Origin of the sequence: Streptomyces sp. NPDC093064, from assembly GCF_044754605.1 — a bacterium.
In the GTDB taxonomy this organism is placed as follows: domain Bacteria; phylum Actinomycetota; class Actinomycetes; order Streptomycetales; family Streptomycetaceae; genus Streptomyces.
Window position 1 is genome coordinate 1 of record NZ_JBIVPK010000016.1, and the last position, 24796, is coordinate 24796.

Annotated in this window: 25 protein-coding genes, 1 pseudogene and 1 riboswitch; of the genes and pseudogenes, 8 read left to right on the forward strand and 18 right to left on the reverse strand. The window is 71.4% G+C overall.

Annotated elements, in window-relative coordinates; genetic code table 11:
• Window positions 1-91 precede the first annotated feature (91 nt).
• The 4 genes and pseudogenes from ACIQFZ_RS20575 to ACIQFZ_RS20590 form a co-directional block, all read right to left on the reverse strand.
• A pseudogene (locus tag ACIQFZ_RS20575) lies at window positions 92-910 on the reverse strand (RNA-guided endonuclease InsQ/TnpB family protein); the annotation flags it as partial.
• Window positions 911-976: 66 nt separating this feature from the next.
• A complete protein-coding gene (locus ACIQFZ_RS20580; RefSeq protein ID WP_402691840.1) occupies window positions 977-1483 on the reverse strand; it encodes an MFS transporter in 507 nt (168 codons plus the stop codon).
• Window positions 1480-2373, reverse strand: coding sequence for a polysaccharide deacetylase (locus ACIQFZ_RS20585; protein WP_402691841.1), 894 nt, complete (start codon window positions 2371-2373; stop codon window positions 1480-1482). The genes ACIQFZ_RS20580 and ACIQFZ_RS20585 overlap by 4 nt, the downstream gene beginning before the upstream one ends.
• A gap of 159 nt (window positions 2374-2532) precedes the next feature.
• Window positions 2533-3534 carry an asparaginase gene (locus ACIQFZ_RS20590; RefSeq protein WP_376651084.1) on the reverse strand — a complete coding sequence of 334 codons (1002 nt, stop codon included), beginning with the start codon at window positions 3532-3534 and terminating at the stop codon, window positions 2533-2535.
• A 280-nt stretch (window positions 3535-3814) separates the two neighbouring features.
• Here ACIQFZ_RS20590 and ACIQFZ_RS20595 point away from each other — a divergent pair, with 280 nt between their 5' ends.
• Window positions 3815-4885 (forward strand): substrate-binding domain-containing protein, encoded by a 1071-nt coding sequence (locus tag ACIQFZ_RS20595; RefSeq protein WP_365417605.1) that lies wholly within the window; start codon window positions 3815-3817, stop codon window positions 4883-4885.
• Here ACIQFZ_RS20595 and ACIQFZ_RS20600 read toward each other — a convergent pair.
• Window positions 4832-6097 (reverse strand): MFS transporter, encoded by a 1266-nt coding sequence (locus ACIQFZ_RS20600; RefSeq protein WP_365417602.1) that lies wholly within the window; start codon window positions 6095-6097, stop codon window positions 4832-4834. The genes ACIQFZ_RS20595 and ACIQFZ_RS20600 overlap by 54 nt on opposite strands.
• Window positions 6098-6186: 89 nt before the next feature.
• Between ACIQFZ_RS20600 and ACIQFZ_RS20605 the strand changes: the two genes are divergently transcribed.
• Together ACIQFZ_RS20605 and ACIQFZ_RS20610 are read left to right on the forward strand one after the other, a co-directional pair.
• On the forward strand, window positions 6187-6951 hold the full coding sequence (locus ACIQFZ_RS20605) for a DeoR/GlpR family DNA-binding transcription regulator (RefSeq protein WP_402691842.1): 765 nt from the start codon (window positions 6187-6189) through the stop codon (window positions 6949-6951).
• A gap of 8 nt (window positions 6952-6959) precedes the next feature.
• Complete coding sequence (locus tag ACIQFZ_RS20610) at window positions 6960-7532, forward strand: histidine phosphatase family protein (protein ID WP_383057678.1); 573 nt, start codon at window positions 6960-6962, stop codon at window positions 7530-7532.
• Between the two features lie 56 nt (window positions 7533-7588).
• Here the strand turns inward: ACIQFZ_RS20610 and ACIQFZ_RS20615 are convergent, their stop codons facing one another.
• Together ACIQFZ_RS20615 and ACIQFZ_RS20620 are read right to left on the reverse strand one after the other, a co-directional pair.
• Window positions 7589-8350 (reverse strand): CbtA family protein, encoded by a 762-nt coding sequence (locus ACIQFZ_RS20615; RefSeq protein WP_402691843.1) that lies wholly within the window; start codon window positions 8348-8350, stop codon window positions 7589-7591.
• Window positions 8351-8371: 21 nt separating this feature from the next.
• Window positions 8372-8590 (reverse strand): CbtB-domain containing protein, encoded by a 219-nt coding sequence (locus ACIQFZ_RS20620; protein WP_141357464.1) that lies wholly within the window; start codon window positions 8588-8590, stop codon window positions 8372-8374.
• A gap of 36 nt (window positions 8591-8626) precedes the next feature.
• Window positions 8627-8768, reverse strand: a riboswitch (cobalamin riboswitch).
• A gap of 340 nt (window positions 8769-9108) precedes the next feature.
• Between ACIQFZ_RS20620 and ACIQFZ_RS20625 the strand changes: the two genes are divergently transcribed.
• The gene (locus ACIQFZ_RS20625; RefSeq protein ID WP_402691844.1) at window positions 9109-10221 is read left to right on the forward strand and encodes an aminotransferase class V-fold PLP-dependent enzyme; all 1113 of its coding nucleotides are present in this window, start codon (window positions 9109-9111) and stop codon (window positions 10219-10221) included.
• A 65-nt stretch (window positions 10222-10286) separates the two neighbouring features.
• Here ACIQFZ_RS20625 and ACIQFZ_RS20630 read toward each other — a convergent pair whose 3' ends face one another.
• The 7 genes from ACIQFZ_RS20630 to ACIQFZ_RS20660 all read right to left on the reverse strand — a co-directional run bounded on the left by ACIQFZ_RS20630 (window position 10287) and on the right by ACIQFZ_RS20660 (window position 15779).
• Complete coding sequence (locus tag ACIQFZ_RS20630; protein WP_402691845.1) at window positions 10287-11543, reverse strand: MFS transporter; 1257 nt, start codon at window positions 11541-11543, stop codon at window positions 10287-10289.
• On the reverse strand, window positions 11540-12682 hold the full coding sequence (locus ACIQFZ_RS20635) for a PLP-dependent cysteine synthase family protein (protein ID WP_365417587.1): 1143 nt from the start codon (window positions 12680-12682) through the stop codon (window positions 11540-11542). Before ACIQFZ_RS20635 ends, ACIQFZ_RS20630 begins: the two co-directional genes overlap by 4 nt.
• A gap of 121 nt (window positions 12683-12803) precedes the next feature.
• Complete coding sequence (locus tag ACIQFZ_RS20640; RefSeq protein ID WP_402691846.1) at window positions 12804-13235, reverse strand: hypothetical protein; 432 nt, start codon at window positions 13233-13235, stop codon at window positions 12804-12806.
• A 143-nt stretch (window positions 13236-13378) separates the two neighbouring features.
• Window positions 13379-14017 (reverse strand): DUF305 domain-containing protein, encoded by a 639-nt coding sequence (locus ACIQFZ_RS20645; protein ID WP_365774145.1) that lies wholly within the window; start codon window positions 14015-14017, stop codon window positions 13379-13381.
• Window positions 14014-14658: a DUF3105 domain-containing protein gene (locus tag ACIQFZ_RS20650; protein ID WP_402691847.1), complete on the reverse strand. Its 645-nt coding sequence runs from the start codon at window positions 14656-14658 to the stop codon at window positions 14014-14016. The genes ACIQFZ_RS20645 and ACIQFZ_RS20650 overlap by 4 nt, the downstream gene beginning before the upstream one ends.
• Before the next feature lie 168 nt (window positions 14659-14826).
• The gene (locus ACIQFZ_RS20655) at window positions 14827-15243 is read right to left on the reverse strand and encodes a hypothetical protein (RefSeq protein WP_402691848.1); all 417 of its coding nucleotides are present in this window, start codon (window positions 15241-15243) and stop codon (window positions 14827-14829) included.
• Window positions 15244-15326: 83 nt separating this feature from the next.
• Window positions 15327-15779, reverse strand: coding sequence for an ATP-binding protein (locus ACIQFZ_RS20660; protein WP_402691849.1), 453 nt, complete (start codon window positions 15777-15779; stop codon window positions 15327-15329).
• A gap of 180 nt (window positions 15780-15959) precedes the next feature.
• Between ACIQFZ_RS20660 and ACIQFZ_RS20665 the strand changes: the two genes are divergently transcribed.
• Both ACIQFZ_RS20665 and ACIQFZ_RS20670 read left to right on the forward strand, forming a co-directional pair.
• A complete protein-coding gene (locus ACIQFZ_RS20665; RefSeq protein WP_402691850.1) occupies window positions 15960-16811 on the forward strand; it encodes a helix-turn-helix domain-containing protein in 852 nt (283 codons plus the stop codon).
• A complete protein-coding gene (locus tag ACIQFZ_RS20670) occupies window positions 16808-16999 on the forward strand; it encodes a DUF397 domain-containing protein (protein WP_376651094.1) in 192 nt (63 codons plus the stop codon). The genes ACIQFZ_RS20665 and ACIQFZ_RS20670 overlap by 4 nt, the downstream gene beginning before the upstream one ends.
• Window positions 17000-17147: 148 nt before the next feature.
• Here the strand turns inward: ACIQFZ_RS20670 and ACIQFZ_RS20675 are convergent, their stop codons facing one another.
• The 4 genes from ACIQFZ_RS20675 to ACIQFZ_RS20690 form a co-directional block, all read right to left on the reverse strand.
• A complete protein-coding gene (locus ACIQFZ_RS20675) occupies window positions 17148-18185 on the reverse strand; it encodes a MerR family transcriptional regulator (RefSeq protein WP_402691851.1) in 1038 nt (345 codons plus the stop codon).
• Window positions 18185-18949, reverse strand: coding sequence for a HEAT repeat domain-containing protein (locus ACIQFZ_RS20680; protein WP_376651096.1), 765 nt, complete (start codon window positions 18947-18949; stop codon window positions 18185-18187). The genes ACIQFZ_RS20675 and ACIQFZ_RS20680 overlap by 1 nt, the downstream gene beginning before the upstream one ends.
• A gap of 461 nt (window positions 18950-19410) precedes the next feature.
• Window positions 19411-20796: a TRAM domain-containing protein gene (locus tag ACIQFZ_RS20685; RefSeq protein WP_365417559.1), complete on the reverse strand. Its 1386-nt coding sequence runs from the start codon at window positions 20794-20796 to the stop codon at window positions 19411-19413.
• 110 nt (window positions 20797-20906) lie between these two features.
• A complete protein-coding gene (locus ACIQFZ_RS20690) occupies window positions 20907-22967 on the reverse strand; it encodes an APC family permease (RefSeq protein WP_402691852.1) in 2061 nt (686 codons plus the stop codon).
• A 410-nt stretch (window positions 22968-23377) separates the two neighbouring features.
• On the opposite strand from ACIQFZ_RS20690, the gene ACIQFZ_RS20695 reads away from it, so the two are divergent.
• On the forward strand, window positions 23378-24049 hold the full coding sequence (locus ACIQFZ_RS20695; RefSeq protein WP_365417553.1) for a TrkA family potassium uptake protein: 672 nt from the start codon (window positions 23378-23380) through the stop codon (window positions 24047-24049).
• Window positions 24049-24717: a TrkA family potassium uptake protein gene (locus ACIQFZ_RS20700; protein WP_365417550.1), complete on the forward strand. Its 669-nt coding sequence runs from the start codon at window positions 24049-24051 to the stop codon at window positions 24715-24717. The genes ACIQFZ_RS20695 and ACIQFZ_RS20700 overlap by 1 nt, the downstream gene beginning before the upstream one ends.
• Window positions 24718-24796 lie beyond the last annotated feature (79 nt).

Below are 24796 nucleotides of genomic sequence, written 5' to 3' on the forward strand. Positions count from 1 at the left end.
CCAGCAGGACCAAGCAGCAGGACCAGCCCCAACCGCCCAAACCCACACGATCAGGCGATCGTGAAACCGTCATACCGGCTCAGAATGCCCTCTCACGGATCAGCTGTGTGGAGAGTTGGTGGTGGAACTCGCGGCGCGCGTCGGCCACCCGCGCGTGCGCGCGGGCCACCTTCACGCGGGCCTTCTCCCGGTTCTTCGAGTCCTTCTGCTTGCGGGACAGCTCCCGCTGGGCCTTCTTCAGTTTCTTCTCCGCCCGGCGCAGGAACCGCGGGGAGTCGATCTTCGTGCCGTCGGACAGGACCGCGAAGTGAGCCAGCCCCAAATCAATACCCAAAGCCTGATCACTTGCGGGCATGCGCGCTGCGTCGGCGGCCGGGTCGGTGTCGATGACGAAGGAGGCGAAGAACCGGCCCGCCGCATCCTTGATCACGGTGACACTGGACGGGACGGCGGGAAGAGGCCGCGACCATTTCACCCGCACCTCGCCGATCTTCGGAAGGTTCAGCCGCCCGGTGGGGGTGATGCACCAGCGGGCGTTCGCGGTGAACCGGACCGACTGCCTGCGGTCCTTACGCGACTTGAAACGCGGCGCGCCCACCTTCGGGCCCTTGCGCTGCCCCTTCAGGGAGACGAAGAAGTTGCGGTAGGCGGTCTCGACGTCCCGCAGCGCCTGCTGCAGCACCACCGCCGACACCTCGCCCAGCCAGTGCCGCTCACGGGTCTTCTTCGCTTCAGTGACCAGCGTTCTCGACAGTACGGCCGCAGTGGGAAACGCCTCACCCGCCGCCCGGGCCCGTTCCCGCGCCGCGACCGCATCGTTGTACACCACCCGCGCGCAACCGAACGCCCGGGCCAGCGCAATGCGCTGACTGGGTGTTGGGTCGAGACGGAAGGCATACCGAAGCCGCACGATCTGGACGCTAGCACCGGTCACCGATAGTCCGGGGCGAATCAGCCGAATCCAGCTCAGCCGGAACTATCCGGCGATACTCCGCGTCACACCCACCGGACCCACTCCACCACCGACGTAACCTCGGTGCACCGCGAATGAATCCCAGTAGCCGAGACCGGAGATGGCCCGGACCCCGATCAGCGAGGCGGCGCCGCCGACCAGAGCGGTGAAGCCGGAGGAGAGCGCCGCCCCCGCCGTGGTGACGATCAGGCTCGGCTTGCGCCCCCACCGATCCAGCATCGGCCCGACCAGCAGCGAGACGACGAAAGTGCCGACCGTGACGCCGGTCGCGATCGCCGTGGCCTGACCGGTGGTCCAGCCGAACGTCTCGGAGATCTTCGGCAGCAGGGTGCCGAAGAGGACGAAGTCGTAGACCGAGAAGACCCAGGCCAGGAAGCAGACCACCGTGGTGGTCATGATGGTGCGCCGGCTCAGGGTGGGCGGGCCCTTGAGGAGGACCTCGTCCGAGGGCGTGCCGGTGCGGGGCCACTCGGTCTCGTGGACTATTCCGGGGTTCTGCACGGTGGTCATCTGCTGTCGCCCTTCTGACGCGGGTTGCGGGCGGCGAAGTCGTCCGCGATCTGGTCGAGGGTCACCCAGCGGACGCCTTCGTGGGAGTTGATGTGGTCGATCAGCCGCTCCAGCATCAGCAGCACCTGCGGGCGGCCGGCCACGTCGGGGTGGATGGTCATGGTGAAGGCGGCGTGGTCCATCTCCCGGTGCACCCAGTCGAACTGGTCGCGCCACATCTGCTCGATGTCACGGGGGTTGACGAAGCCGTGGCTGTTCGGGCTGGCCTTGATGAACATCATCGGAGGCAGGTCGTCGAGGTACCAGTTCGCCGGGATCTCGATGAGGTCCGTCTCCCGCCCGCGCACCAGCGGCTTCATCCAGGTCTCGGCCGGCCGGCTGTAGTCGATCTTCGTCCAGGAGTCGCCGACCCGCACGTAGTACGGCTCGAAGTCCCGGTGCATCAGCGAGTGGTCGTACTTGATCCCCCGCTCGAGGAGCAGTTCGTTGGTGACCGGGCTGAACTCCCACCAGGGAGCGACGTAACCGGTGGGGCGGCGGCCGGAGCGGGTCTCGATCAGCTCGATGCAGTGGTCCAGGACCGCCGACTCCTGCTCGCGGCTCATGGCGATCGGGTTCTCGTGGCTGTAGCCGTGCACGCCGATCTCGTGGCCGGCGGCGACACAGGCGTCGAACTCCTCCGGGAAGGTCTCGACGGAGTGGCCGGGCCAGAAGAACGTCTGGGTCAGGCCGCGGCGCCGGAACAGCTCCAGCAGGCGCGGCACGCCGACCTCGCCCGCGAACAGCCCGCGGGAGATGTCGTCGGGCGAGTCCTCGCCCCCGTAGGAGCCGAGCCATCCGCCGACGGCGTCTACGTCCACACCGAAGCCGACGAGGATTTCCTTGGTCATCGACATCTCCTTGTTCTTGATGGTCTTGATGGTCTTGATGCTCTTGATGGGGTTGCTGTGGGTGAGCTCTTGAGGGGGTTGGCTGCAGTGGGGGGATCGGGAGGGGTCGGGAAGTCGGGACGGGTAAGGGAGCCGGGAAGTCAGGCGGTCGGGAGGCGGTCAGGAGTTGGTGTCGGACGACGGGTCCCGTCCGGCGAGCCAGGCGCGGACGAGTGCGTCCGGCGACCGGCCGGGTACGGCGCTCGCGGCGGCCAGCAGCAGCCGGGCCTGCCAGGGGCTGAGGTCGTCGGCGAAGATCGCGCCGACCCTTTGCAGTTCGGCGCCGCCGCCCGCGTAGAGGGGTTCGACCGGACCGGAGTGCACCCGTGAGCAGATGAGTACCGGGTAGCCCGCCGCCACGGCCTCGGCGACCGCCTCCACCAGCTCCGGCCCGGCGTTGCCCGCGCCGACCGCCGCCACCACGACCCCCGCCGCGCCCGCGGCAAGGCTCGCCCGGACGAACAGCCCGTCGGCGCCGGGGTAGGCCGGCACCACGTCCACCCGGGGCAGCCGGGGCAGGTCGAGGTCGAGGGGCAGCCGCGGGCTGGGTCTCGGCTGCCACAGCGGGACCACGCGCCGGCCCACCACGCGGAGAGCCGGTCCGCGCCCGGGCGCGGTGAAGGCGTGCGCCGACATGGTGTCGCTCTTGCGGACCCCGCGGGCGGGGAAGGCGAAGCCGTCGAAGACCAGCAGCGGGCCGTGCCCGCGGGCGGCGTCGTCGGCGGCCACGGTGAGGGCGTCGCCCAGGTTGCCCGGGCCGTCGGCGGCACGGTCGTCGAACGGGCGCTGCGCGCCGGTCAGCACGATCGGCCGCGGATCGTCGAACGCCAGGTCGAGCAGGAAGGCGGTCTCCTCCATGGTGTCGGTGCCGTGGGTCATCACCACCCCGTCGGCGCCGTCGCGCAGTGTGCCGCGCACCTCGCGGGCCAGCGACAGCAGATCGGCGGTGTCGAAGGCGTAGCTGCCCCGGGTGACCACGTCCCGCACGCTCACCTCCGCGCCGTCCGGCAGCGGACCCACCGACGCGACCAGTTCTTCCGCGAGCACGGTCGCCCGGCGGCCCTCCGCCCCGGACCGGCTCGCGATGGTGCCGCCGGTTGCCACGACCTGGATACGACGCATGGACCCTCTCTCCGCAATCGATTGCGGTGAGGCTATGCAAACGATTGCGTCCGGTCAATGGGTGACCGCACACTTGTCTGGCCGGACGGTTCGGGGATGTGCGAAGCTCAAGGGCGCGACGTGGGGGCGCCTGCGGGTTCCGACAGGAGTCCGACGGAACCCGAGCTCCTCGATAAGCACCGCTAAGCACCGAAAAGCACTGCTAAGCACTGAGAAGCACCGAGAACCGCTGAGCAGCACTGAGCAGCACCGAGACGGAACGAGAAGAGGGACAGCGAGCGTGGATCGCCAGGGAGCGCGGGCGGGGGCCGGCACACACACCGGTCGCACCCCGGTCACACTCGCCCAGATAGCCCGGCAGGCGGGGGTCCACGTCTCCACTGTGTCCCGGGCGCTGAGCCCGGACGAGAGCGTACGGGGCGGGGTGGCCACCGACACCGCCACACTGATCCAGGCGCTCGCCGAGGAACTCGGCTACCAGCGGGACCCGGCCGGGGCGGCACTGCGCACCGGCCGCTCCCGGATGCTGGGCGTGCTCGTCCCGAGGCTGACCGACATCGTGCTCGCCACGATCTACGAGGGCATCGACGCGGCCGCGGCGGCCGCCGGCTACCACACGGTGGTCGCCAACACCGGCGACGACCCGGAGCTGCAACGGCGCCGGGCCGACGCGCTGCTGGCCCGGCGCGTCGACGGCCTGGTGCTCGGCGACGCCCGTTCCGACTCCGACCTCGTCGCCGAACTGGCCCGCCAGCACATCCCGTTGGTGCTGGTCTCGCGCCGGCTGCCGGGCCGGATCTCGGTGACCACCGACGACGTCCTCGGCGGCCGGCTGGCCGCGGAGCACCTGCTGGAACTCGGCCACCGGCGGGTCGCGGTGGTGGCCGGAGAGCCCTACGCCAGCACCGGTGCGGAGCGCACCCAGGGCTTCCTCGACGCGTGCGCCGAGGCGGGCCTGCCGGTGCCCGAGAGCCACGTCGTGCGGTCCGGCTTCGACGTGCCCGGCGGCCGGGCGGCGGCCGAGCGGCTGCTGGCCCTGCGGCCGCGGCCCACCGCCGTCTTCGCGGTCAACGACTTCGCGGCGATCGGCGTGATGGCGGCGGTCCGGGACGCGGGCCTCACGGTGGGCCGGGACGTGGCGATCGTGGGCTACAACGACGTCCCGCTGGCGGCTGCCCTGCCGGTGTCCCTGACCTCCGTGAGCTCCCCGATGTACCGGATGGGGGAAGTGGCGGCGACGACACTGGTCAACATGCTGAACGGCAAGCCGGGCCGCTCCCGGCGGCTGCGCCCCGCCCTAGTGGCCCGCGCCTCGACCCTCGGAGGTACCCCGCTCACCCCGGAGGGATGACGCGGCGGGAGGCTCCGCCTCGGGGACGGGCCCCCGGCCCGCGACCGCGCTCCCCCGCGGTCGCAGCACCCCCGCCGTCACGGCCGCGACGGCGCAGCAGGCCACGGGGAGGAAGAAGGTCAGGTTCAGCGGGACCAGGCGGGTGAGCCAGCCGATGACGGCAGGTCCCGCGAGCATGCCGAGGTAGCCGAGTCCGGCGACCTTGGAGACATTGGCGCCGGCGGCATCGGCGTCGGCGTGCCCGGCGGCGCTGAAGAGCTGGGGGACGCAACCGGAGAGCCCGGCGCCGAAGAGCGCCCAGCCGGCCAGGGCGAGCGGAATCCACGGGGACAGGGCGGCCGCCGTCATGCCGACGGCGGCGACCGAGGCGCCGTAACGCAGGATCGCGGCGGGGCCGAAGCGGGCCGAGAGGCGGTCGGCGAGCAGGCGGCCGATGGTCATCGTCGCGGCGAACGCACCGTAGGCGAAGGCCGCCGTGCTGTCGGAGGCGCCGAGGACGGTCCGCAGGTGCAGCACGCTCCAGTCGTTGGCGACCCCCTCGCACAGCATGACCATCAGCGCGAGGACGGCCAGGATCCAGATACGGGTACGGGCTGGGGCCGCCCGTCCGGCCGGCCCGTCGGACCCGGTCCCGGCATCCGCGGCCGGCCCCGCGGCGGTGGGCAGCAGACCCGGGGCGGCGCACACGGAGACCACCACTCCCAGGACGGCCGCGGTGCCGAGCGTCGCCGCCGGGGTCCAGCCCGCGCTCGCGACGGCGGCACCCGCGAGGGCGGCCAGCACGCCGCCGACGGAGAACGTGGCGTGGAACGCGGACATCACCGGGCGTCCGTACGCCTTCTCGACCTGGACGGCGTGGGCGTTCATACTCACGTCGAGGCAGCCGTTGCCGAAACCGAGCACGATCAGGGCTCCGGCGAGCATCCACGGCTTCGAGGCCAGTCCGGGCAGCACGAGGGCGGCACTGCACAGGACACCGGAGGCGGGCACGACGATCCGGGTGCCGAGGCGGTCGGCGACCGGGCCGGCCAGTTGCATCCCCACGAAGGCGCCCGCCCCGAGCAGGAGCAGGAAGCCGCCCAGGACGGCGTGGCTGACGCCGACGCGGTGCTCGATGGGCGGGATCTGCACGATCCACATCCCCAGCAGAGTCCCGTTGAGGATGAAGTACGTGAAGGTCGCCAGACGCGCCGCGCGAAGTGATCGCTCCATGAAGCGAACGTATCGAACATGGAGTGTGTTTGAAAAGCGCCTCTTCTCACAGTGTTCCTGTTTGCAGGCGCATGGTGTTCAATCGCCGCATGGGGAACACGGGCCGTCTGAGGCAGATCACGGACGCGGTGCGCGAGGCGGGCAGCCTCGGCGTCGGCCAGTTGGCCGAACTCACCGGAGCCTCGGAGATGACCATCCGCCGCGACCTGGAGGCCCTGGCCGCCCAAGGCGTACTGGAACGTTTCCGGGGCGGCGCCCGGACCCTGCTGCTGCGCGGCGAGGAGCCGCCCTTCCCCCTGCGCGCGCAGGAGGGCACGCGGGCCAAGCAGCGCATCGCCGCGGACGCGGCCGCGCTGATCGCCGACGGGGAGACGGTCGTCCTCGACAGCGGCACCACCTGCCTGGAAGTGGCCAGGGCACTGCGCGGCCGGCGGGTGACCGTGATGCCGCTGTCGCTCCAGGCCGTCGACGCGCTCGCCGACAGCCCCGAGCAGACCACCCTCCTCGTGCCCGGCGGCCGGCCACGTCCGGGCGAGGGGGCCCTCACCGGCCCCCTGACCCTGGCCTCGCTGGCGGCCCTGCGCTTCGACACCGCTGTCATCGGCTGCTGTGGGCTGACCGCACAACAGGGCCTGACCGCCTACGACTTGGACGACGCGGCGGTGAAGCGGGCCGCGATCGACTCCGCCCGGCGCGTGCTCGCCGTGGCCGACGGCACCAAACTGTCCCGTACGGCGCACGCCTTCGTCGCGCCGGTCTCTCGGCTGCACACCCTCGTCACCGACGATTCCGCGCCACCCGGCGAGGTCGAGGCGATCCGCGCCGCGGGCACGGCCGTCAACACCATTCGGTAGGAGTGAAGTTGACCATCCGAATCACTCTCGTCGCGCCCGCGACGAGCCCGTCGCTGCGGCAGGCCCGGTTCGACGACGGCGACTCGATCGACGACGGCGGGGCGGCCAAGGCCCGTTCGGCGGCCGGGTCGCTGCCCGCGGCCGCCCGCGTGCTCCTGTCCCCGAGCGCACGCTGCCGGGAGACGGCGTCGGCGCTCGGCCTCGACGGCGTGGTGGTACGGGAGTTGGCCGGTCTGGACGCGGGCCGCTGGCGGGGCCGGACCCTGGAGGACGTGATGGCCACCGAGCCGGAAGCGGTGGGCCGTTGGCTCGCCGACCCCGACTGCGCACCGCACGGCGGGGAGTCGGTGCGGGACGCGTGCGAGCGGGTCGGGCTCTGGCTGGACAGCGCGCGGGACACCGACGGCCGTACGCTCGCGGTGGTCGAGCCGGAGGTCGTACGGGCCGCGGTCGTCCATGTACTGGGCGTGCCCGCGGCCGGCTTCTGGCGGCTGGACGTACCGCCTTTGACGGCAACGGAGTTCAGTGGTCGGGCCGGCCGCTGGAATCTGCGGCTCGGACAGCCGCTGGCGGCGCCCTGAGGAACGCCACAGGGCCCCCGGACGGATCCGAAGGGCCCTGTCGTGTGCCGAAGCGATCAGTGCGCGGCCGACACCGCCTGCCCGGACGCAGCGGTCGCGGGCCTGGGGTTCAGCAGCCGCTGGGCCAACTCACCGAACAGCAGCCCGAATCCGCCCCACAGGACGGTCTGCATGGCCAGGGCGGAGAGCCGGAACCGCCACAGCAGGGTGGCCGGGAAGTCCGCCGGCACCTCGTTCACAACCGGCAGGAAGGCGTACGCCAGCCCGATCACCACGGCGAAGGCGGCCACCGCGGCCACCGTCGCGTACCACGTGCCCAGCGTGGGCGCGAGGCGCTTGCCCAGGATCGTGGCGGCGATCGCGAGGAGGATGCTGAGCAGCATCATCAGGAAGTACAGGGTCGTGCGCTTGCCGATGGTGTCTTCCTGGCCGACCGCGGGCGGGTTGGCCGGGTACTTCAGGAACGGCACGACGTACACGGCCAGCAGCGCGCAGCCGGACAGCAGCAGCGCGGTCGCTCGCGGGGAGAAGCGGCCCACGCGGCCCAGCGCGAAGCAGAAGGCGAGCGCGGCGATACCGCCGAAGGCGACCCCGTAGACCAGGACGCCGGTGGCGAGACCGGCGGTGGACTGAAGGGAACGGGAGACGACTTCCACCTCGTCATGAGAGTGGGAGTGGGAGTGCGCCTCCTCGAGGCCGATCGCCTTGTCGACGAACGGCTCCCCGAGGAAGTAGGCGGCGACCAGGGCGAGCACACCGGCGGCGAGACCGGCGAGCATGCCCCGCACCAGAAGGTTTCTTACCGTTGCGGAGTTCATGAGCGTGCGGCGTCCCTCGCCTCAGTGGCAGGGGAAGCCGAGCAGGTGGCGGGCGTCGTGCACCCACTCGTGGACGTCCGTGCCGCTGAACACGGAGGTGGCGCCCTGCTCGGCGCCGACGAAGTAGAGCAGGACCAGCATGAGAACGCCGAAGAAGACCGCCCAGGGAGCTATCGCCTTCAGCGGCAGCGTGGCGGGAACGGCGGGGGTGGCAGTCGGCTGAGCGACGGTCTGCGCCATGGCAGAACCTCCTCTGGGAGTTCGCGTCCCATCTCGGTGGTGCACAGGACGACAGCCACGGGTCTGACTCACGAACATCCCTGGGGTGTTCGCATACAGTGGCGCGACCGTGCCGGATTCCCACCGGCTTCCGTCGTGCCGTCGTCGATATCGGACAGACGGTATCGCGTACCGCGCGCCCGGCCAAGACCGCAACCACGGACGTGATCTTCTCCACCAGCCGTACTCCGCGGAACTGGCGGAGGCCCTTTTCGACCCTGGAGCGTCAACGCCGTGTAGGCGGCCTCCGCGCGGCGGGAGCCCGGAGTGTCCGCCGGGGCGTTGCCGAGGAAGCCGTGCGTGGTGCCGGCAACGGCCCGACAGAGCGCTCCGGTGCTGTGGCAAGATGCGCTGGCATGCTCTGACCAGCTGAGACCCGTGGGACGGCGCACGCTGCTGCCCCGCCGTCCGGCGCACCCGCAGGCACTCCACCCGCCGCGCCACTCGATCCGCACGCACCACCCGGAGGGACGAGCCCCGTGCTCACGTCGTACGCCGCCCACTTCGACACACCCGCCGGGTACCTGGACTTCGCACGCTTCGGGCCGCCCTCCCGGGACGCCGTCACCGCCACCGCGCGCGCCCTGGAGGCGTCCGCCCGCGCCGACCACACCACCGTGGACACCCTGATGCGCGCGGAGGAGACCGCGCGGGACACGGCCGCCCGCCTCGCCGGCACCGACGCCCGGCACACGGTGCTCCTCCCGAACGCGTCCACCGGACTGTTCCACGCCGCGCTCGGTATCCGAGAGGGCGTGGTCCTCGCGCCACGCACCGACTTCCCGGCCAACCACTACCCGTGGCGCCGCTCCGCGGACCTGGGCCGGGCCACGCCGCGCTGGATCGACCCCGCGCCCGGCTCCGGAGTCACCCCCGACCTGGTCCGCGCCGCGCTGACCGACGACGTCGTGGCCGTGTCGGTCAGCGCCGTGGACTTCCGCACCGGGTTCCGTGCCGACCTGGCGGCGCTGCGCGAGGCGATCGGACCCGACCGGCTGCTGATCGTGGACGCCATCCAGGCGTTCGGTGTCGCCTCGCTGCCCTGGGACGCCGCCGACGTGGTGGTCGCGGGCGGCCAGAAATGGCTGCGCGCCGGATGGTCGACCGGCTTCGCCACGCTGTCCGACCGCGCCCTGGAATCCCTGGAGCCGGTCCTCACCGGCTGGACGGGTGTCGAGGAGGTCGGCCTCTTCGACGGAGCCGAGCACCCGCCCGCCCCGGACGCACGACGGTGGTCGATCACCAATCTGAGCCCGGTGACGGCCGCCGCGTTCGCGGCCGCGCTGGACCTCGTCGAGCGGCACACCGTCGCCGCGATCGAAGCCGCGATCGCCGTACGGATCGCCGAACTCACCGAGGTCGTCGAGGCGTGCGGCGGCCGCGTCCTCTCCCCCGCCGACAAGGCGCGGCGCGCGGGCATCCTCTCCTTCACCGTGCCGGACCACGATCCGTCCCTCGTCGCCAAGGCGCTGCACGCCGAAGGCGTCACCGCGACCGTGCGCACCGACTCGCTCAGGCTCTCCCCGCACGCCTCGACCCCGCCGGAGGTGGCCGGACGGGTCGCCACCGCACTGTCGTCCCTGGGGAGTTGACCCTGGGGAGTTGACCCCGCGGGTCGGCGACACCTCGAACCCGCGGGCCGGCGATCTCCTTTCCGTCAGGCGGGGGCGGGCTCGGGCTCTGCCTGGGTGGTGAGCCGCCCGGCACGGGCGAGCGCCGCGACCGAGGCGGCGCACACGAGTCCGGTGGCGGTCAGGGCCGTCCAGGTCATCCAGAGGGCATGGTGGCGCTGGGCGAAGTCCCACAGTGCGCCGGTGACCAGGTTGCCCAGGGTGATGCCCAGGCCGGAGACGGTGTGGTAAAGCCCGTAGTAGGTGGCGACCAGGCGGTTGCCCGACAGGGCGACGACGGTGTCCATCTCGAACGGGTAGACCACGGCGGAACCCACCGCGAGCAGGACCACCGCGGCCACCAGCGAGACCAGCGCGGCCCCCGAGGAGCCGCGCGGGGCGAGCGCGAGCGGCAGGAAGGCCAGCCCCATCACGGCCAGTCCCCGCACCAGCGCCTGGCTGGGTTGCCACCGCTGTTTGGCCCAGCCGGTCAGGCGCAGTTGGCCGATGACGGCCACCGCAGCGGAGACGATGAAGAGCCCGCTGGTGACCGCCGTGCCGTTCGCCCCCAGGGCATCCGCCGCCGCCAGCGGAAGGGCCAGGTACACCTGGAAGGTGAGCACGTAGGAGCCGATCATGGCGGTGGCGAAGAGCAGGAAGGGGCGGTTGGACACGACCGTCCGCCACTGCGCGAGCACGCTCTCCCGCCGGGCCGTGTCCGCCGTGTGGCCGCGCCGGGCGGGCAGGGCGCGCCACTGCAGCACGGTGAGTACGGCGAAGATGCCGGCCGCGGTCGTGCACACGAGGCGGAAGTCGGCGGCGAGCAGGGCGAGCCCGACGAGTGGGCCGAGCAGCATGCCGGCCTGGTAGAAGACGTTGAAGGCGGCGAAGGCGTCCACGCGCCGTTCGCCCGCCTCGACGGCGAGGTAGGCGCGGACGGCGGGGTTGAACAGGGCGCCGGCGAAGCCGGTGGCGGCGGAGGCGGCGATCAGGGCGGGGAGGTTGTCGACCCAGCCGAGCAGGCCGAAGCCGGCGGTGCGCAGCAGGCAGCCGGCCATGATGGGGATTTTGTAGCCGAGTCGGTCGGCGAGCGTGCCGCCGATGAGGAACATGCCCTGCTGGGAGAAGTTGCGCACGCCCAGCACGAGCCCGACGGCCCAGGCGGCGAGGCCGAGTCCGTCGGACAGATGGGCGGCGAGGTAGGGCATGAGCATGTAGAAGGCGAGGTTGATGGCGAACTGGTTGGCCATCAACAGCCGTGCGGCGGGCGGGAAGGAGCGGGTCTGCCGCCACAGGCCCTTCACCGCCCCGCCCTCGCGAGTTCCGGCGCACCGCCGCCGAGGGCGAGCGGGTCGACGACACGGGTGCAGCGGGTCCAGCGGGACACGGTCCGTTCGCCCGGATCACCGATCTCTTCCGGGTCGTCGGCGGGCAGGTGGCCGAGGAGGCCGTGCTCCCGGCAGTACGCGTCGTCGAAGACGGTGCCGACATAGCGTTGCGGGCCGTCGGGGAAGACCGCGACGATCCGTTCCTCGGCGGGCAGGGTGCGGGCCAGCCAGCGGGCGACGAGGGCGACGGCGCCGACGCTCCAGCCGCCGGTGGCGTAGTGGTCGCGGGCCAGGAGGCGCGCCGCCCACACCGCCTCGGGGGCGGCGACCCAGTGGACCTCGTCGAACAGGTCGTAGGCGACGTTGCGGGGGTGGATGCTGGAGCCGAGTCCGCGCATCAGACGGGGCGCGGCGGGCTGCCCGAAGATCGTCGAGCCGGTGGTGTCCACCCCGGCCACGCGCAGCGCCGGAAAGAAGCCGCGCAGTACGGAGCCGATGCCGGCGGAGTGGCCGCCGGTGCCGACGGAGACGACGAGGGTGTCGATGCGGCCGAGCTGGGCGACGAGTTCGTGGGCGAGCGGGGCGTAGGCGGCGACGTTGTCGGGGTTGTCGTACTGGTCGGGGCACCACGCGTCCGGGTGGGCGGCGAGCAGTTCCCCGACCCGGTGGCGACGGGCCTCCTGCCAGCCGCCGACCGGGTGCGGGGTGGTGACGACGTCGACTTCGGAGCCGTAGGCCGTGAGCAGGCCGGTCATCAGTGGTTCGATCGCCGGGTCGGTGACGACGGTGACGGGGTGTCCGAAGGCGGCGCCCGCGAGGGCCAGCCCGAGACCGAGGGTGCCGGAGGTCGACTCCACGATCCGGGCGCCGGGCAGCAGCCGGCCACGTTCACGGGCGGCTCGGACCATGTACAGGGCGGTGCGGTCCTTGATGCCGCCGGGGTTGTGGCCTTCGAGCTTGGCCCAGAAGCCGCGCCCGGCGGCGGTGAAGGGCTCGCCGATCCACAGCACGGGGGTGTCGCCGACCAGTCCGGCGGGCGTGCGCATGGGGCGTTTGGTGTCGGCCAGGAGCTGGGCCGGGCAGGCGGGGACGGAGGTACGGATGGGATGGTTCATGGCGTGCTTCTCCTGCGGCCGGGGCCGTGAACGGCCGCCGGTCGTGTGGGGGCGGGAAGAGGGCGGGGCCGATCGGCTGCCGTTTCCTCGTGTCAGGGACGGGGCTCGGCAGCGGGGCCGATCAGGTCCGCCACACGCCGAAGAGGGCTCGCGCGTGCCCGGGCGAGGTGCCGCCGGGCTCGGGAGCGGCTGCGGGGGGTCGCGCCGGGAGCGGCGCTGCCGGGATGCGGTCGGCGGGCAGGGCGGCGTGGACCGCGGGGTGGGCCGGGAAGACGTCGCGTGAGAGCTGCGCCGTCGGCTCGTCCCCGTCCCAGCAGTGGACACCGCTGTCGTGTGCGGGGGCCGAGGTCCGGACGTCCGCCCGGTGCTGCTCGTACGGTGCCGGCCCGCAGGCGGCGGAGACGACGAGGGGGGTGTCGGCCCGTGCCGCGTGGGTCGGTGTCGGGCCGTGGGCGCAGGACAGTACGTGCATGAGCGTGGCCAGCAACAGCACGAGCACCGCTCCGGTCCGTGACGCGGAGCGGCGGCGTCGGAAGGTCGACCCGGCCAGCATGAAAACACACAGTAGTCGGTCGAGTACGTAAAGTTCCTGTCAGAAGTCGGCAAAGCGTGAGCCGCCGCCCGCCGGAACCACTGTCCCTACCGGGCGGCTGCTCACCTGATGGAGCTCACCTGGCGCGACTTACCTGATGCGGCTCACAGCCCGGCCCCGGCGCCCCGCCGGGCGAGCATGTCGGCCATCAGGTCCAGCTCCGCCCGCTGCCCGTCGACCATGGTCTGCGCGAGCCGCTTGAGCCTGGCGTCCTCGGCTCCCTTCACCGCGGCGCGCGCCATGTCGACGCCGCCCTTGTGATGGGCGGTCATCAGCCGCAGGTACAGCACCTCGGCGTCCTTGCCGTCGGCCTTGCGCAACTGGTCGAGCTGCGTGTTGGTGGCCATGCCCGGCATGAGGGAGCCGTCCTTCGCCTCATGCGCCGCGCCGTGCCCCATCCACGTCATCGGCGCCTCGGCGGAGGTCTTGCTCAGCCCCCAGCCCTCCAGCCGGCCCAGCAGCATGCCGCGCTGGTTGGCCTGCGTGTTGATGACGTCGTACGCGAGGGTGCGCACGTCCTCGCCGTCGGTGCGGTCACGCACGATGAACGACATCTCCACCGCCTGCTGGTGGTGCACGGCCATGTCCCGGGCGAACCCGGCCTCGGCGGAGCGGTTCCCGGGCGTGGAGGCGTTCACCGCACCCTCCGTGGTGCGCCACCACACGACGAGAACGGCCACCAGTGCCAGCACGGCACCCGTGGCGATCAGGACGGGGAGGCGGCGGATTACGGTGCCGTTCATGCGGACTTGCCTCCCGTGCAGGCGGCGCCCGGCTCGGGGGTCTGCTCACCCTGGACGTACTTGTCGAAGAACTGCCGCACCCGCGGATCCGAGGCCGATTCGACGTCCAGTTGCTTGCCCCAGGCGGACAGCGTGATCGGCGAGGACTGGTCGGCGTACGGGCTCATCAGCGTGTACGGGGTCCGCTGCACCCGCTCCTTCAGCGCGCTGACCTCCTTCGCCGCCGCCTTGTCGTTGTACGTGACCCAGACCGCGCCGTGTTCGAGGGAGTGGACGGCGTTGGTCTCGTCGATCCTCCGGTCGTAGACGTCGCCGTTGCAGTTCATCCAGACGGGGTTGTGGTCGCCGCCGACCGCCGGGGACATCGTGTACTCGACCGGGGTGGTGACGTGGTCGCGGCCCAGGTCCCGGTAGGACTTCTCCCCCTTGACCGGGGCGGTGGCCACCGCCTCCCTGGCCTCGCCCTTCTTCCGGGCGTCCTGGACGAAGTACCATCCGCCGCCGATGGCCCCGGCGACGATGACGCCGGTACAGGTCCAGGTGATGATCCGGTTGCGGCGCTCACGCATCGCGTCGGCGCGGCGCATCTCCTCAATCCTCGCGCGGGCGGCGCGCTGTTCCTTGGCTCGGGAAGAACCCATGGCATGTCCTTGTCCCCACCGCGCGTCAGAGCGCTGCGGTGGTGCGGTGAAAGCGGGTGACGGCCTGCACGACCGGGAGTACGCGGGTACGCACGTATGGGAGTTCGCGGAAGGCAGGCTCGGGAAGGCTCGGTGGCACGGCCATGCCCGGCCGTGCGCGTGCTCTTCCTAGGTCCGCTGCACCTGAAGTTGATGGATGCCGGGAGTGTGGACGAGGACGCCCGCTTCTCCACGGGCGGCGGCCGAGTCCGGGGTCCAGACCGCGGCGGCCATACCCACCACCTGGGGCGAGGGCACCGCCACCGGGGAGGCGAGGCTCGCGACGGCCCCGCCCGCTGCCCGACAGTGCGTGTCTCCGGGACCGTCGCCCGTGTCGAAGCACACGTGAGCGGGACTGTCCGGGACCGTCACTGCCGTGCTCGTGTGCGCCATGGACGCGGCCGGGACGGAGAACACCTCGTGGACGGCGTGGGTACACACGGGAAGCACCCACATCAGAACGGCGAGCAAAGCGGCACAGCGCAGCGCGAGAACCGAGGCCGCACTCCGTGCCGCGCCCCGAAAGCCCTGGTGCCGATCGCTCATCGCACAGATCGTAGCCAAGCCCCGCAGAACGAACGGCGCCAGGGCCGGGGAGAGCGAGGAGAGCACTTGGTGCGTGGCCGGCGTCAACTCCCGGGCTGTGCATTCGATGACAGGGCGCACTCGGCCCATACCGTCTTGCCGGGACCGAGGCGGTCCCGTAGACCCCAGTCGACGGCGAGCGCGTCGACGAGGACCAGGCCACGGCCCCCGTCCTCGTCCGGGCCGGGAGTCATGCGCGCCGGCAGGGCGGGGTGGGTGTCGGTCACCTCGATCCGGACGACGTCCCGGCCCTCCTCGAAGGACAGGGCGAGGGCGAAGTCCCGTCCCGGGACACGGCCGTGGAGAACGGCGTTCGCAGCGAGTTCGGCGACGACGAGGACGACACTGTCGTGCGCCTCGGTCCCTCGGGGGTGTCCCCACTCGGTGAGCTGGTGCGCGGCGAGCAGCCGGGCGAGGCGGGCACCGCGCCGGGTGGCGGAGAAACACTGCGTGAACGTGCGCACGGGGGTGCTGGATCGGCGGTTCAGGGCTGGCATGTGGGTCAGCTTGCAGGCAGTTGACGGGCCGTCGGCAGGTCCGCCGCCGATACAGATCACGTTGTACCGGTGCACGCACTGGACTGGGTCGGTCGCTGTGCGTGAGCATTGATCGGTCTGGCGTGGCGCAGCGCGGACGGCGAACAGTACGGCCCGGCGGCACAGCGGAAGGCGGCTGCGATGACGACGGACAACGAGGGCGGAGTGGGCGGGAGCTGCGAGCCGGAACTCTCCGACAGCCTGAAGACCTTCGGCGCGGTCCTCAAGGCCCTGCGGGAGGAAGCCGCCCTGACACAGGAGCAGTTCGCCCCGCTGGTGCGCTACTCGCCCGCGTACATCGCCAAGATCGAGCAGGGCAAACGCTTCCCGCCGAAGGATCTGCTGAAGCGGTCGGAGGAGGTCCTCGGCGCGGTCGCGGCACGGGTGCTGGGCGCTGCGGCGAAGAGCCTGACGCGGAAGGCGGGGCTGGCGTCCTGGTTCCGGCAGTGGGCGGGGATCGAGGAGGAGGCGATCTCGCTGTACGCGTACGAGTGTCGGGCCATTCCGGGGTTGTTGCAGCCCGAGCCGTACATCCGCGCAATCTTCGAGCGGAGGCTGCCGCCTCTGTCCGAGGATCAGATCGAACGCCAGGTCATGGCACGACTCGAGCGGCAACAGCTCCTGACCGACAGGCCGAACACGGCCTTCAGTTTCGTCATTGAACAAGCTTTGCTTGAGCGGCAGATGGGTGGACCAGAGGTCGCGCGACAACTGCTGGATCACCTGCTGGAGCAAGGTGCTCGAAGGAACGTTGAGATCCAGGTGATGCCCCTGCGCCAGTACGATCACGCGGGGATCGACGGCCTGATGTATCTCGCGGAGACACCTCAACACGAGTGGGTGGGCTACTCCGAAGGCCAGCAGTCGAGCATTCTGATCACATCGCCGAAAGATGTCAGCGCTATGCTCCAGCGCTATGGCAAGCTGCGTTCACAGGCCCTCGGCCGTGAAGCCACCGTAAGCTTGCTGAAGCAGATGCGAGGAGCACCATGAAGACCACTGAACTGGCCTGGTTCAAGAGCAGTTACAGCGGCAGCTCCGGCGACAACTGCATCGAGGTCGCCATGCGCCCTGAGACCATTCTCGTCCGGGACTCGAAGGACACGGACAGGCAGGCACTGGCCGTATCCCCCGACGCCTGGACGGCGTTCACCACGCTGGCGGCCGACTCGCACCTCTGAACTTCCGGTGGGGCAGCGCCCATCGCTGCCCCACCGCCCGCACTGCGCATCATGTACACGCACAAACCGCCACCTACAGCAATGGCTGCCCTCGACACGCACCGCCGGGATCGAAAACAGGGTGCCGCGGCGCTTCGGTCGTGCGACTTCAGGAACCCTCGTCGCCTCGGTCTTCGGGAGACCGCTCGTCGACAACCGTGACGAAGGCCGAGGCAACGAGGGCGACAGCGCGGTCGTCGTCGTGGGCCAGTTGGCGAAGGACCTCCTGCACGGTGGTCCCCGACAGCTCGACCAGCGCCTGGGTCAGACGTATCCGCGTCGCGGAGTCCGCGGTGGGCGCGGCGAGTTCGTCGACCAGTGCGGTCATGATCCGGTCCGCGCACCCGGGGTCCTGGGACAGCGTTCCCAGGACCTCCGCCGCTTCGACGTCGTTGGAACCCTCGACCACCATGCCGACGAGTGTCGGCACGGCCCCGGTCACGCCACGCCTGCCCAACGCCAGAGCGGCCTGTCTGCGCACCCCCGTGTCCGGGTCCCCGAGCGCGTCCGCAAGCACCGCGGTCGCACCTGGGGCCTCGGCCATCTCGGCGATCGCCAGCACCGCGCGTCGCCGGATGTCGACGTCCTCCGAGTGCACGCCGGCGGCCAGTGCCGCCACGCCGTCGCCGCCCGATCGGGCGAGCGCCCAGCGCAGGGCGCCCGCGACGTTGGGGTCGGATTCGGCCAGGAGCGCCCCGGCCAGCAGCACGGCGGGAACCGACACGCCCTCCGGCCGGGCCAGGACGGCCTGCTGCCTGCGGGCGGCACTGGTCGAGTTGAGCCCCTGCATGAGTTCGACGATGCGCAGGACGTCCTGCCAGCCGGTGGGCGCCGACGCATCGACAGCGCGGAGCCGCTCCAGCAGCTCCTGTTCCCGCTCCAAGCGGTCTTCCGTCCACCGGATGAGGTCGCTGACGAGGGCGGACGGCGTGAAGGCCGGGTCCTCCAGCGCGCGCCCGATCTGCTTGAGCGAGAGCCCGAGGGACCGCAGGCTCTCCACGTGGAAGATCCTGCGGACGTCCTCAGCGGAGTACTCACGGTAGCCGCCGACGGTGCGACCCGTCGGTCGCACCAGCCCGAGGGCGTCGTAGTGCCGGAGCATCCGGGGGCTCACCCCCGAGTGACGGGCCACATCACCGATCAGCATTACGCGGTCTCCGCAGCAGCCTTCACGCGCTTGGCAGCCTCCGTCGACTCGGTCGGCTCCGTAGGCTCGGCGGTCTCCGCGGCAGCGGCTCGTTCCGGGCCGAGGATCACGACTCGCTTCGCCTCGTCGATGGCCGCGTCGAAACCGGTCTCCGGATTCTGCCGGAGCAGCTCGGTGGCACTGGCGTGCGCGGCCACCGCCGGGTCGGGGCTCGCCGCGGCCTTCTCCAGGGCGGGCTTGGTCACGTTGCCGAGGTCGACGAGGGCCCGGCTCAGGCTCAGCTGCACATTGCGGTCGCCGCGGCCGAGCTGCATGACCAGTTCGTCGATCAGGTCTTTCTTCTCGTCCTCGGGCACGAGGACGACCGCGACGCGCCACGCGGTCCGCGCGACCTCGTCGTCGGCGTCGCGCAGCATGTCGCGCGTGATCCAGGCCCACGCGCTCTTGTCGCCGATCTTGGAGAGCGTGTGCAACGCCTGGCTGCGGGCCCGAGTGCGCTCGGAGTCGAGTTCCTGGCGAATCCGGGGCAGCGTGATCTCCGGCGAGAGGCGGGTCAACGCCCAGGACAGCATGTCCCGCACGAAGAAGTCCGGCTCGACCGCGCACCGCTCGACGAGCGTCTCCAGGAAGCCGGGGGCGGCGTTCGAACCGACCGCCAGGGCCGCCTGAAGCCGGACCGACGGGTTCTCGGCGCTCAGGGCGTTGGCCACCCGAGCGTTCTGCAGGGTTCCGTTTGTCGGGTTGATCGAAACCACCTCCTGCACCCAGGGGACACCTTGTCACTATGTCAAGGTCAAGCCCGTGATCGGCGGGTGAGAAGATGTGCCGGCCCAGGGCCGGCCCGACGTGCCGAGCAGGGTGGGTGACGATGCCTCGTGGGCGTCACCTGATCGCCTGGTCCTTCTGGCCCTCCGTGCGCCACAACCGTGCACTGGCGGCCGCCGAGATTGAGACCGCGGGCGCCGGCCAGGACCTGCGACTTGGCTCGACAGCCCACCGAGCGAGCATCATGACGCTCCGCCAGAATCAGCGTCGAACTAGCGTCAAGACGTCTCCCCGACCGCCCGTCACGAGGTCGGGGCAGAGCACTCGTCACCCGCGCACCGCTGCGCGAAGCCGCAGGTGAGACACGTGGCGCGAGCCTGCGGCACGCTCCACGCGGTGGACTGCCGGAAACAGGTCGCCTCAACCCGCCATTGGCCCGGATCACACGAAAAGCAGCAGCTCAGAGGCCCTTTTGCGCGGGCTCCAGAATCGCCACGCACTCCACATGATGCGTCATCGGGAACAGGTCGAACGCCCGCAGCGTCCGCACCCGGTAGCCGCCCTCGCGGAAGTACGCCAGGTCGCGGGCCAGGGCGGCCGGGTCGCAGGCCACGTAGGCGATGCGGCGGGCGGCGAGGGAGGTGAGGTGGGTGACCGTGGTGCGGCCGGCGCCGGCGCGGGGCGGGTCGAGGACGATCAGGTCGACCTCGGTGATGCCGGTGCGCGGGAGGACGGACTCGACCTTGCCCTGTTCGATGCGGACGCGGGGGAAGTCGGCGAGGTTGTGCCGGGCGTCCTCCACCGCGCGCTTGCCGGACTCGATGCCGAGCACCGCGCCCTTGTCGCCGATGCGGTCGGCCAGGGCGCCGGCGAAGAGGCCGACGCCGCAGTACAGGTCGAGGGCCATGTCGCCCTTGCGGGGCAGGAGGCCCTGCATGACTGCCGTGACCAGGGTGTCCGCCGCCTTCGGGTGGACCTGCCAGAAGCCGCCCCCGCCCACGCGGTGGGTGCGGCCGTCGGCGCGTTCGCGGACGAAGGGCCGGCCGTGCACGCGGTGGACGCCGCCGGTCTTCTCGTCGACCCGGAGGACGGAGACCGGCTTGTCCAGTTCCACCAGCGGCAGGCGGGCGCCCGGGCGCGGGGTCAGGATCACCTGGCGGTCCTGCGAGCCCGTGGCCGCGATCGCCTCGACGGACTCCATGCCGGTCCAGTCGCGCCGCTCGACGCCCAGTTCGCTCACTCCGGGAGCCGCGATCATGCAGTGGTCGATCGGCTCGACCTCGTGCGAGCGGTGGCGGCGCAGGCCGGCCTTCCCCGTGGCGGGGTCGACCGCGTACTGCACGCGGGTGCGCCACTGCGGGACCTCACCCGCGGGCAGCTTGTCGCCCTCGGCGGGCATGACCGTGCCGTCCCAGCCGGCCTCCTCGGGCGTGAGGCCCGCGAGCCGCTTCAGCTGCTCGGCGATCACCTCGCCCTTGAGCCGCCGCTGGGCTCCCGGCTTGGCGTGCTGCCAGTCGCAGCCGCCGCAGCGGCCGGGTCCGGCGTAGGGGCAGGGGGCCTCGACGCGGTCCTTGGAGGCGTCGATGATCCGCACCGCGTCCGCGCGCAGGAAGCGTGCGCCCTCCTCGCCCTCGGTCACCCGGGCCACGACCCGCTCGCCGGGCAGCGCGTGCCGTACGAACAGCACCTGGCCCTCGGTGGTGCGGGCGATGCAGTGGCCGCCGTGGGCGACGGGGCCGATCTCGACCTCGTACTCCTGCCCCACCAGCGAGCCGCCCTGCTCCCGGCCCGCCCCCGAGCCGCCGGGCTCCGGTCCCACCTGCGAGTTCTTCGGTTCTGCCTGCATGGTGGGGTGACTCCAGATCGGGAAAGGCGTACGGCCGGACAACAGCCCACCAGTCTACGTGGGTGCCGTCCGGCCGTTCACCATCAGGTGCGGCGCCGAGCAGAAGCCGGTCAGCCCTTCACGGCCGGCGACTCCTTCGGCTCCTTCGGGCGCTCCTGAGCCGGGCCACGCCGCACCGCGCCGGGCGCGTTCCAGTCCTGGCGCCTGCGGGCGCGCTGCTTGGCCGCCTCGGAGGAAGCCAGCTGGTAGGGCACCGAGGTGACCATCACGCCCGGCGTGAACAGCAGCCGGCCCTTCAGGCGCAGCGCGCTCTGGTTGTGCAGCAGGTGCTCGTACCAGTGACCGACGACGTACTCGGGGATGATCACCGAGACGGCGTCGCGCGGGGACTCCTTGCGCAGGCTCTTCACGTACTCGATGACCGGGCGGGTGACCTCGCGGTAGGGCGAGTCGAGCACCTTCAGGGGTACGTCGATGCCGCGCCGCTCCCACTCCTCGCGCAGCGCCCGGGTCTCGGCCGGGTCCACGTTGACGGTGAGCCCCTCCAGGGTGTCCGAGCGCATCAGCTTGGCGTACGCCAGGGCGCGCAAGGCGGGACGGTGGATCTTGGAGATGAGGACCACGGAGTGGACGCGGGAGGGCCGGACGGTGTCGTCGCCCGGGTCGTCGGGGGCCGTGAGCTCCTCGGCGACCCGGTCGTAGTGCTTGCGGATCGCGGTCATCGTCGCGAAGAAGATGCACATGCCGAGCAGGGCCACCCAGGCGCCGTGCGTGAACTTGGTGACGAGGACGACGACCAGCACCGTGCTGGTGAGGAAGGCCCCGAAAGTGTTGATGGCGCGGGAGCGGATCATGTGGCTGCGCTTGGCCGGGTCCCGCTCGGTGGCCAGGTGGCGGTTCCAGTGCTTGACCATGCCGACCTGGCTGAGCGTGAAGGACACGAACACGCCGACGATGTACAGCTGGATCAGCCGGGTCGAGTCGGCGCCGTAGACGACGACCAGCAGGGCGGCGGCGCCCGCGAGCAGCACGATGCCGTTGGAGAAGGCGAGCCGGTCGCCGCGGGTGTGCAGCTGGCGGGGCAGGAAGCGGTCCTGGGCGAGGATCGAGCCGAGCACCGGGAAGCCGTTGTACGCGGTGTTGGCGGCCAGGAAGAGGACCAGCGCCGTCGCCGCGGCCAGGATGAGGAACAGGAAGCTGCCCTTGCCGAAGACGGCCTCGGCGACCTGGGAGATCACCGGGTTCTGCACATAGTCCGGGCCGACCGGGACGCCGCCCCGCAGGAGGTTGGCGGCCGGGTTGTCGGACATGCGGACGCCGGTCGTCATGGCCAGCGTGACGATGCCGCAGAACATCGTCACGGCCAGCAGGCCGATCATCGCCAGCGTGCTCGCCGCGTTCCTGGACTTCGGCTTGCGGAAGGCGGGGACGCCGTTGGAGATCGCCTCGACGCCGGTGAGCGCGGCGCAGCCGGAGGAGAAGGCGCGCAGCAGCAGGAAGACGAGGGCGAAGCCGGCGAGTCCCTGGTGTTCGGCCTTGATGTGGAAGTCGGCGGTCGGCGCCCGCATCGTGTCGCCGAGGACGAGTCCACGGAAGGCGCCCCAGGCGATCATGATGAAGACGCCGGTGACGAACACGTACGTGGGGATGGCGAAGAGCGTGCCCGACTCCTTCACCCCGCGCAGGTTCATCAGCGTCAGCAGCACGATGACGGTGACCGCGCACAGCACCTTGTGCTCGACGACGAAGGGGACGGCGGAGCCGAGGTTCTCGATACCGGAGGAGATGGAGACGGCGACGGTCAGGACGTAGTCGACCAGCAGCGCGCTGGCGACGGTCAGGCCCGCCTTGGAGCCGAGGTTGGTGGTCGCCACCTCGTAGTCGCCGCCGCCGCTCGGGTAGGCGTGCACGTTCTGCCGGTAGGAGGCGACCACGGTCAGCATCAGCACGGCCACCGCGACCGCTATCCAGGGGCTGAAGTGGTACGCCGACACGCCCGCGACGGACAGGACCAGCAGGACCTCGCCGGGCGCGTACGCCACGGAGGACAGCGAGTCGGAGGCGAAGACGGGGAGGGCGATGCGCTTCGGCAGGAGCGTTTCGCTCAGCCGGTCACTGCGCAGTGCGCGCCCGATCAGAATACGTTTGGGCACGTCGGTCAGTTTGGACACAACAGAGGATCGTAGGCCTTAACCCCCCGGGTCGTGCACCTGCCGTCCCGGATCTGCCTCACGAGTGAATTCCGGACACGAAGATCCTGCGGATTCCGCAGGCGGGATGTGCGCCGTGCCTGGATGTCTGGACCCCGCTCCCCGCCGACCCCCCGGAGGCCCCATGCCCACGACCGCGGAGCTGATCGGCGCCGCCGCTGCCTTGTTCGGCCTCGGATTCCTGACCTTGCGCAGCGTGCGCAGCATCACTCGGCGCCGCCCTCTCGAGGCCGAGTGAGACGCCGCCCACGGCGGAGGCGTTAAGGATGCGGTAGGGGGGTGCCCGCCCCGAACCGGGCATGTGTAGCTTGTCCCTCTGTCTGAGACCCTGATGGGACTCAGCAGTCGCTATTGACATCGGAAGGACGGTCGTGCACATCGTCATCATGGGCTGCGGGAGAGTGGGCTCCGCTCTCGCCCAGACCCTGGAGCAACAGGGCCACACGGTCGCCGTGATCGACCAGGACCCCACCGCCTTCCGCCGGCTGGGCCCCGGGTTCGGTGGCCGCCGGGTCACCGGAATCGGCTTCGACCAGGACACCCTGCGCGAGGCGGGCATCGAGGAGGCCGGTGCCTTCGCGGCCGTCTCCAGCGGCGACAACTCGAACATCATCTCCGCGCGGGTGGCCCGCGAGATGTTCGGCGTGCAGAACGTCGCGGCCCGTATCTACGACCCCCGCCGCGCCGAGGTGTACCAGCGCCTGGGCATCCCGACCGTGGCCACGGTCCGCTGGACGGCCGACCAGATGCTCCGCCGACTGCTGCCCTCGGGCGCCGAGCCGCTGTGGCGCGACCCCACCGGCGGCGTCCAGCTCGCCGAGGTGCACGCCTCCCCGAAGTGGGTGGGCCACAAGATCAGCAGACTCCAGGAGGAGACGGGCGTCCGGGTGGCGTTCCTGACCCGCCTCGGCGAGTCGATCCTGCCGAGTTCGCAGACGGTGCTCCAGGAGGGCGACCTCGTGCACGTGATGATGCGGACGGACGACGTGGAGAAGGTCGAGGCGGCGTTCGCCGAGGGCCCGGAAGAGGAGAGCGGTCACTGATGAGGGTCGCCATTGCCGGTGCCGGGGCGGTCGGTCGCTCGATCGCGGGCGAGCTGCTGGAGAACGGCCACGAGGTCCTTCTCATCGACAAGGCGCCGACCGCCATCTCGGTCGAGCGCGTGCCGCAGGCCGAGTGGCTTCTGGCCGACGCCTGCGAGATCACCTCGCTGGACGAGGCGGCGCTTCAGCGCTGCAACGTGGTGATCGCCGCGACGGGCGACGACAAGGTGAACCTGGTCGTCTCCCTGCTGGCGAGGACGGAGTACGGCGTGCCGCGGGTGGTGGCCCGCGTGAACAACCCGAAGAACGAGTGGCTGTTCAACGAGGCCTGGGGCGTGGATGTGGCCGTGTCCACCCCGCGTCTGATGTCCGCGCTGGTCGAGGAGGCGGTGAGCGTCGGCGACCTGGTCCGGCTGCTGCGCTTCAGCCACGGCGACGCCAACCTCGTGGAGCTGACCCTGCCGGAGGAGTCGGCGCTGGCCGGCACCCAGGTCGGGGACGTCGAGTGGCCCGAGGACACCTCGCTGGTCACCATCATCCGCGGCACCCGGGTGCTCACCCCGTCCCGGGAGGACTCCCTGGAGGCGGGTGACGAGCTGCTGTTCGTGGCCGCGCAGGCCCGTGAGGAGCAGCTGGAGGACCTGCTGTCGGTGCGCCGGGACCGCTGACGCCCGGCACGCACGACACGAACGGGGCGGGGCGCCCGGTACGAGTACCGACGTCCGCATACGGCGAGGGGCGCCCGGA

Coding starts and splice junctions, on each gene's coding strand:
- ACIQFZ_RS20580 (WP_402691840.1), bottom strand. CDS start 1,483: ATGACCACCGTGCAGAACCCCGGAATAGTCCACGAGACCGAGTGGCCC.
- ACIQFZ_RS20585 (WP_402691841.1), bottom strand. CDS start 2,373: ATGACCAAGGAAATCCTCGTCGGCTTCGGTGTGGACGTAGACGCCGTC.
- ACIQFZ_RS20590 (WP_376651084.1), bottom strand. CDS start 3,534: ATGCGTCGTATCCAGGTCGTGGCAACCGGCGGCACCATCGCGAGCCGG.
- ACIQFZ_RS20600 (WP_365417602.1), bottom strand. CDS start 6,097: ATGGAGCGATCACTTCGCGCGGCGCGTCTGGCGACCTTCACGTACTTC.
- ACIQFZ_RS20605 (WP_402691842.1), top strand. CDS start 6,187: ATGGGGAACACGGGCCGTCTGAGGCAGATCACGGACGCGGTGCGCGAG.
- ACIQFZ_RS20615 (WP_402691843.1), bottom strand. CDS start 8,350: ATGAACTCCGCAACGGTAAGAAACCTTCTGGTGCGGGGCATGCTCGCC.
- ACIQFZ_RS20620 (WP_141357464.1), bottom strand. CDS start 8,590: ATGGCGCAGACCGTCGCTCAGCCGACTGCCACCCCCGCCGTTCCCGCC.
- ACIQFZ_RS20635 (WP_365417587.1), bottom strand. CDS start 12,682: ATGAACCATCCCATCCGTACCTCCGTCCCCGCCTGCCCGGCCCAGCTC.
- ACIQFZ_RS20640 (WP_402691846.1), bottom strand. CDS start 13,235: ATGCTGGCCGGGTCGACCTTCCGACGCCGCCGCTCCGCGTCACGGACC.
- ACIQFZ_RS20645 (WP_365774145.1), bottom strand. CDS start 14,017: ATGAACGGCACCGTAATCCGCCGCCTCCCCGTCCTGATCGCCACGGGT.
- ACIQFZ_RS20650 (WP_402691847.1), bottom strand. CDS start 14,658: ATGGGTTCTTCCCGAGCCAAGGAACAGCGCGCCGCCCGCGCGAGGATT.
- ACIQFZ_RS20655 (WP_402691848.1), bottom strand. CDS start 15,243: ATGAGCGATCGGCACCAGGGCTTTCGGGGCGCGGCACGGAGTGCGGCC.
- ACIQFZ_RS20660 (WP_402691849.1), bottom strand. CDS start 15,779: ATGCCAGCCCTGAACCGCCGATCCAGCACCCCCGTGCGCACGTTCACG.
- ACIQFZ_RS20665 (WP_402691850.1), top strand. CDS start 15,960: ATGACGACGGACAACGAGGGCGGAGTGGGCGGGAGCTGCGAGCCGGAA.
- ACIQFZ_RS20670 (WP_376651094.1), top strand. CDS start 16,808: ATGAAGACCACTGAACTGGCCTGGTTCAAGAGCAGTTACAGCGGCAGC.
- ACIQFZ_RS20675 (WP_402691851.1), bottom strand. CDS start 18,185: ATGCTGATCGGTGATGTGGCCCGTCACTCGGGGGTGAGCCCCCGGATG.
- ACIQFZ_RS20685 (WP_365417559.1), bottom strand. CDS start 20,796: ATGCAGGCAGAACCGAAGAACTCGCAGGTGGGACCGGAGCCCGGCGGC.
- ACIQFZ_RS20700 (WP_365417550.1), top strand. CDS start 24,049: ATGAGGGTCGCCATTGCCGGTGCCGGGGCGGTCGGTCGCTCGATCGCG.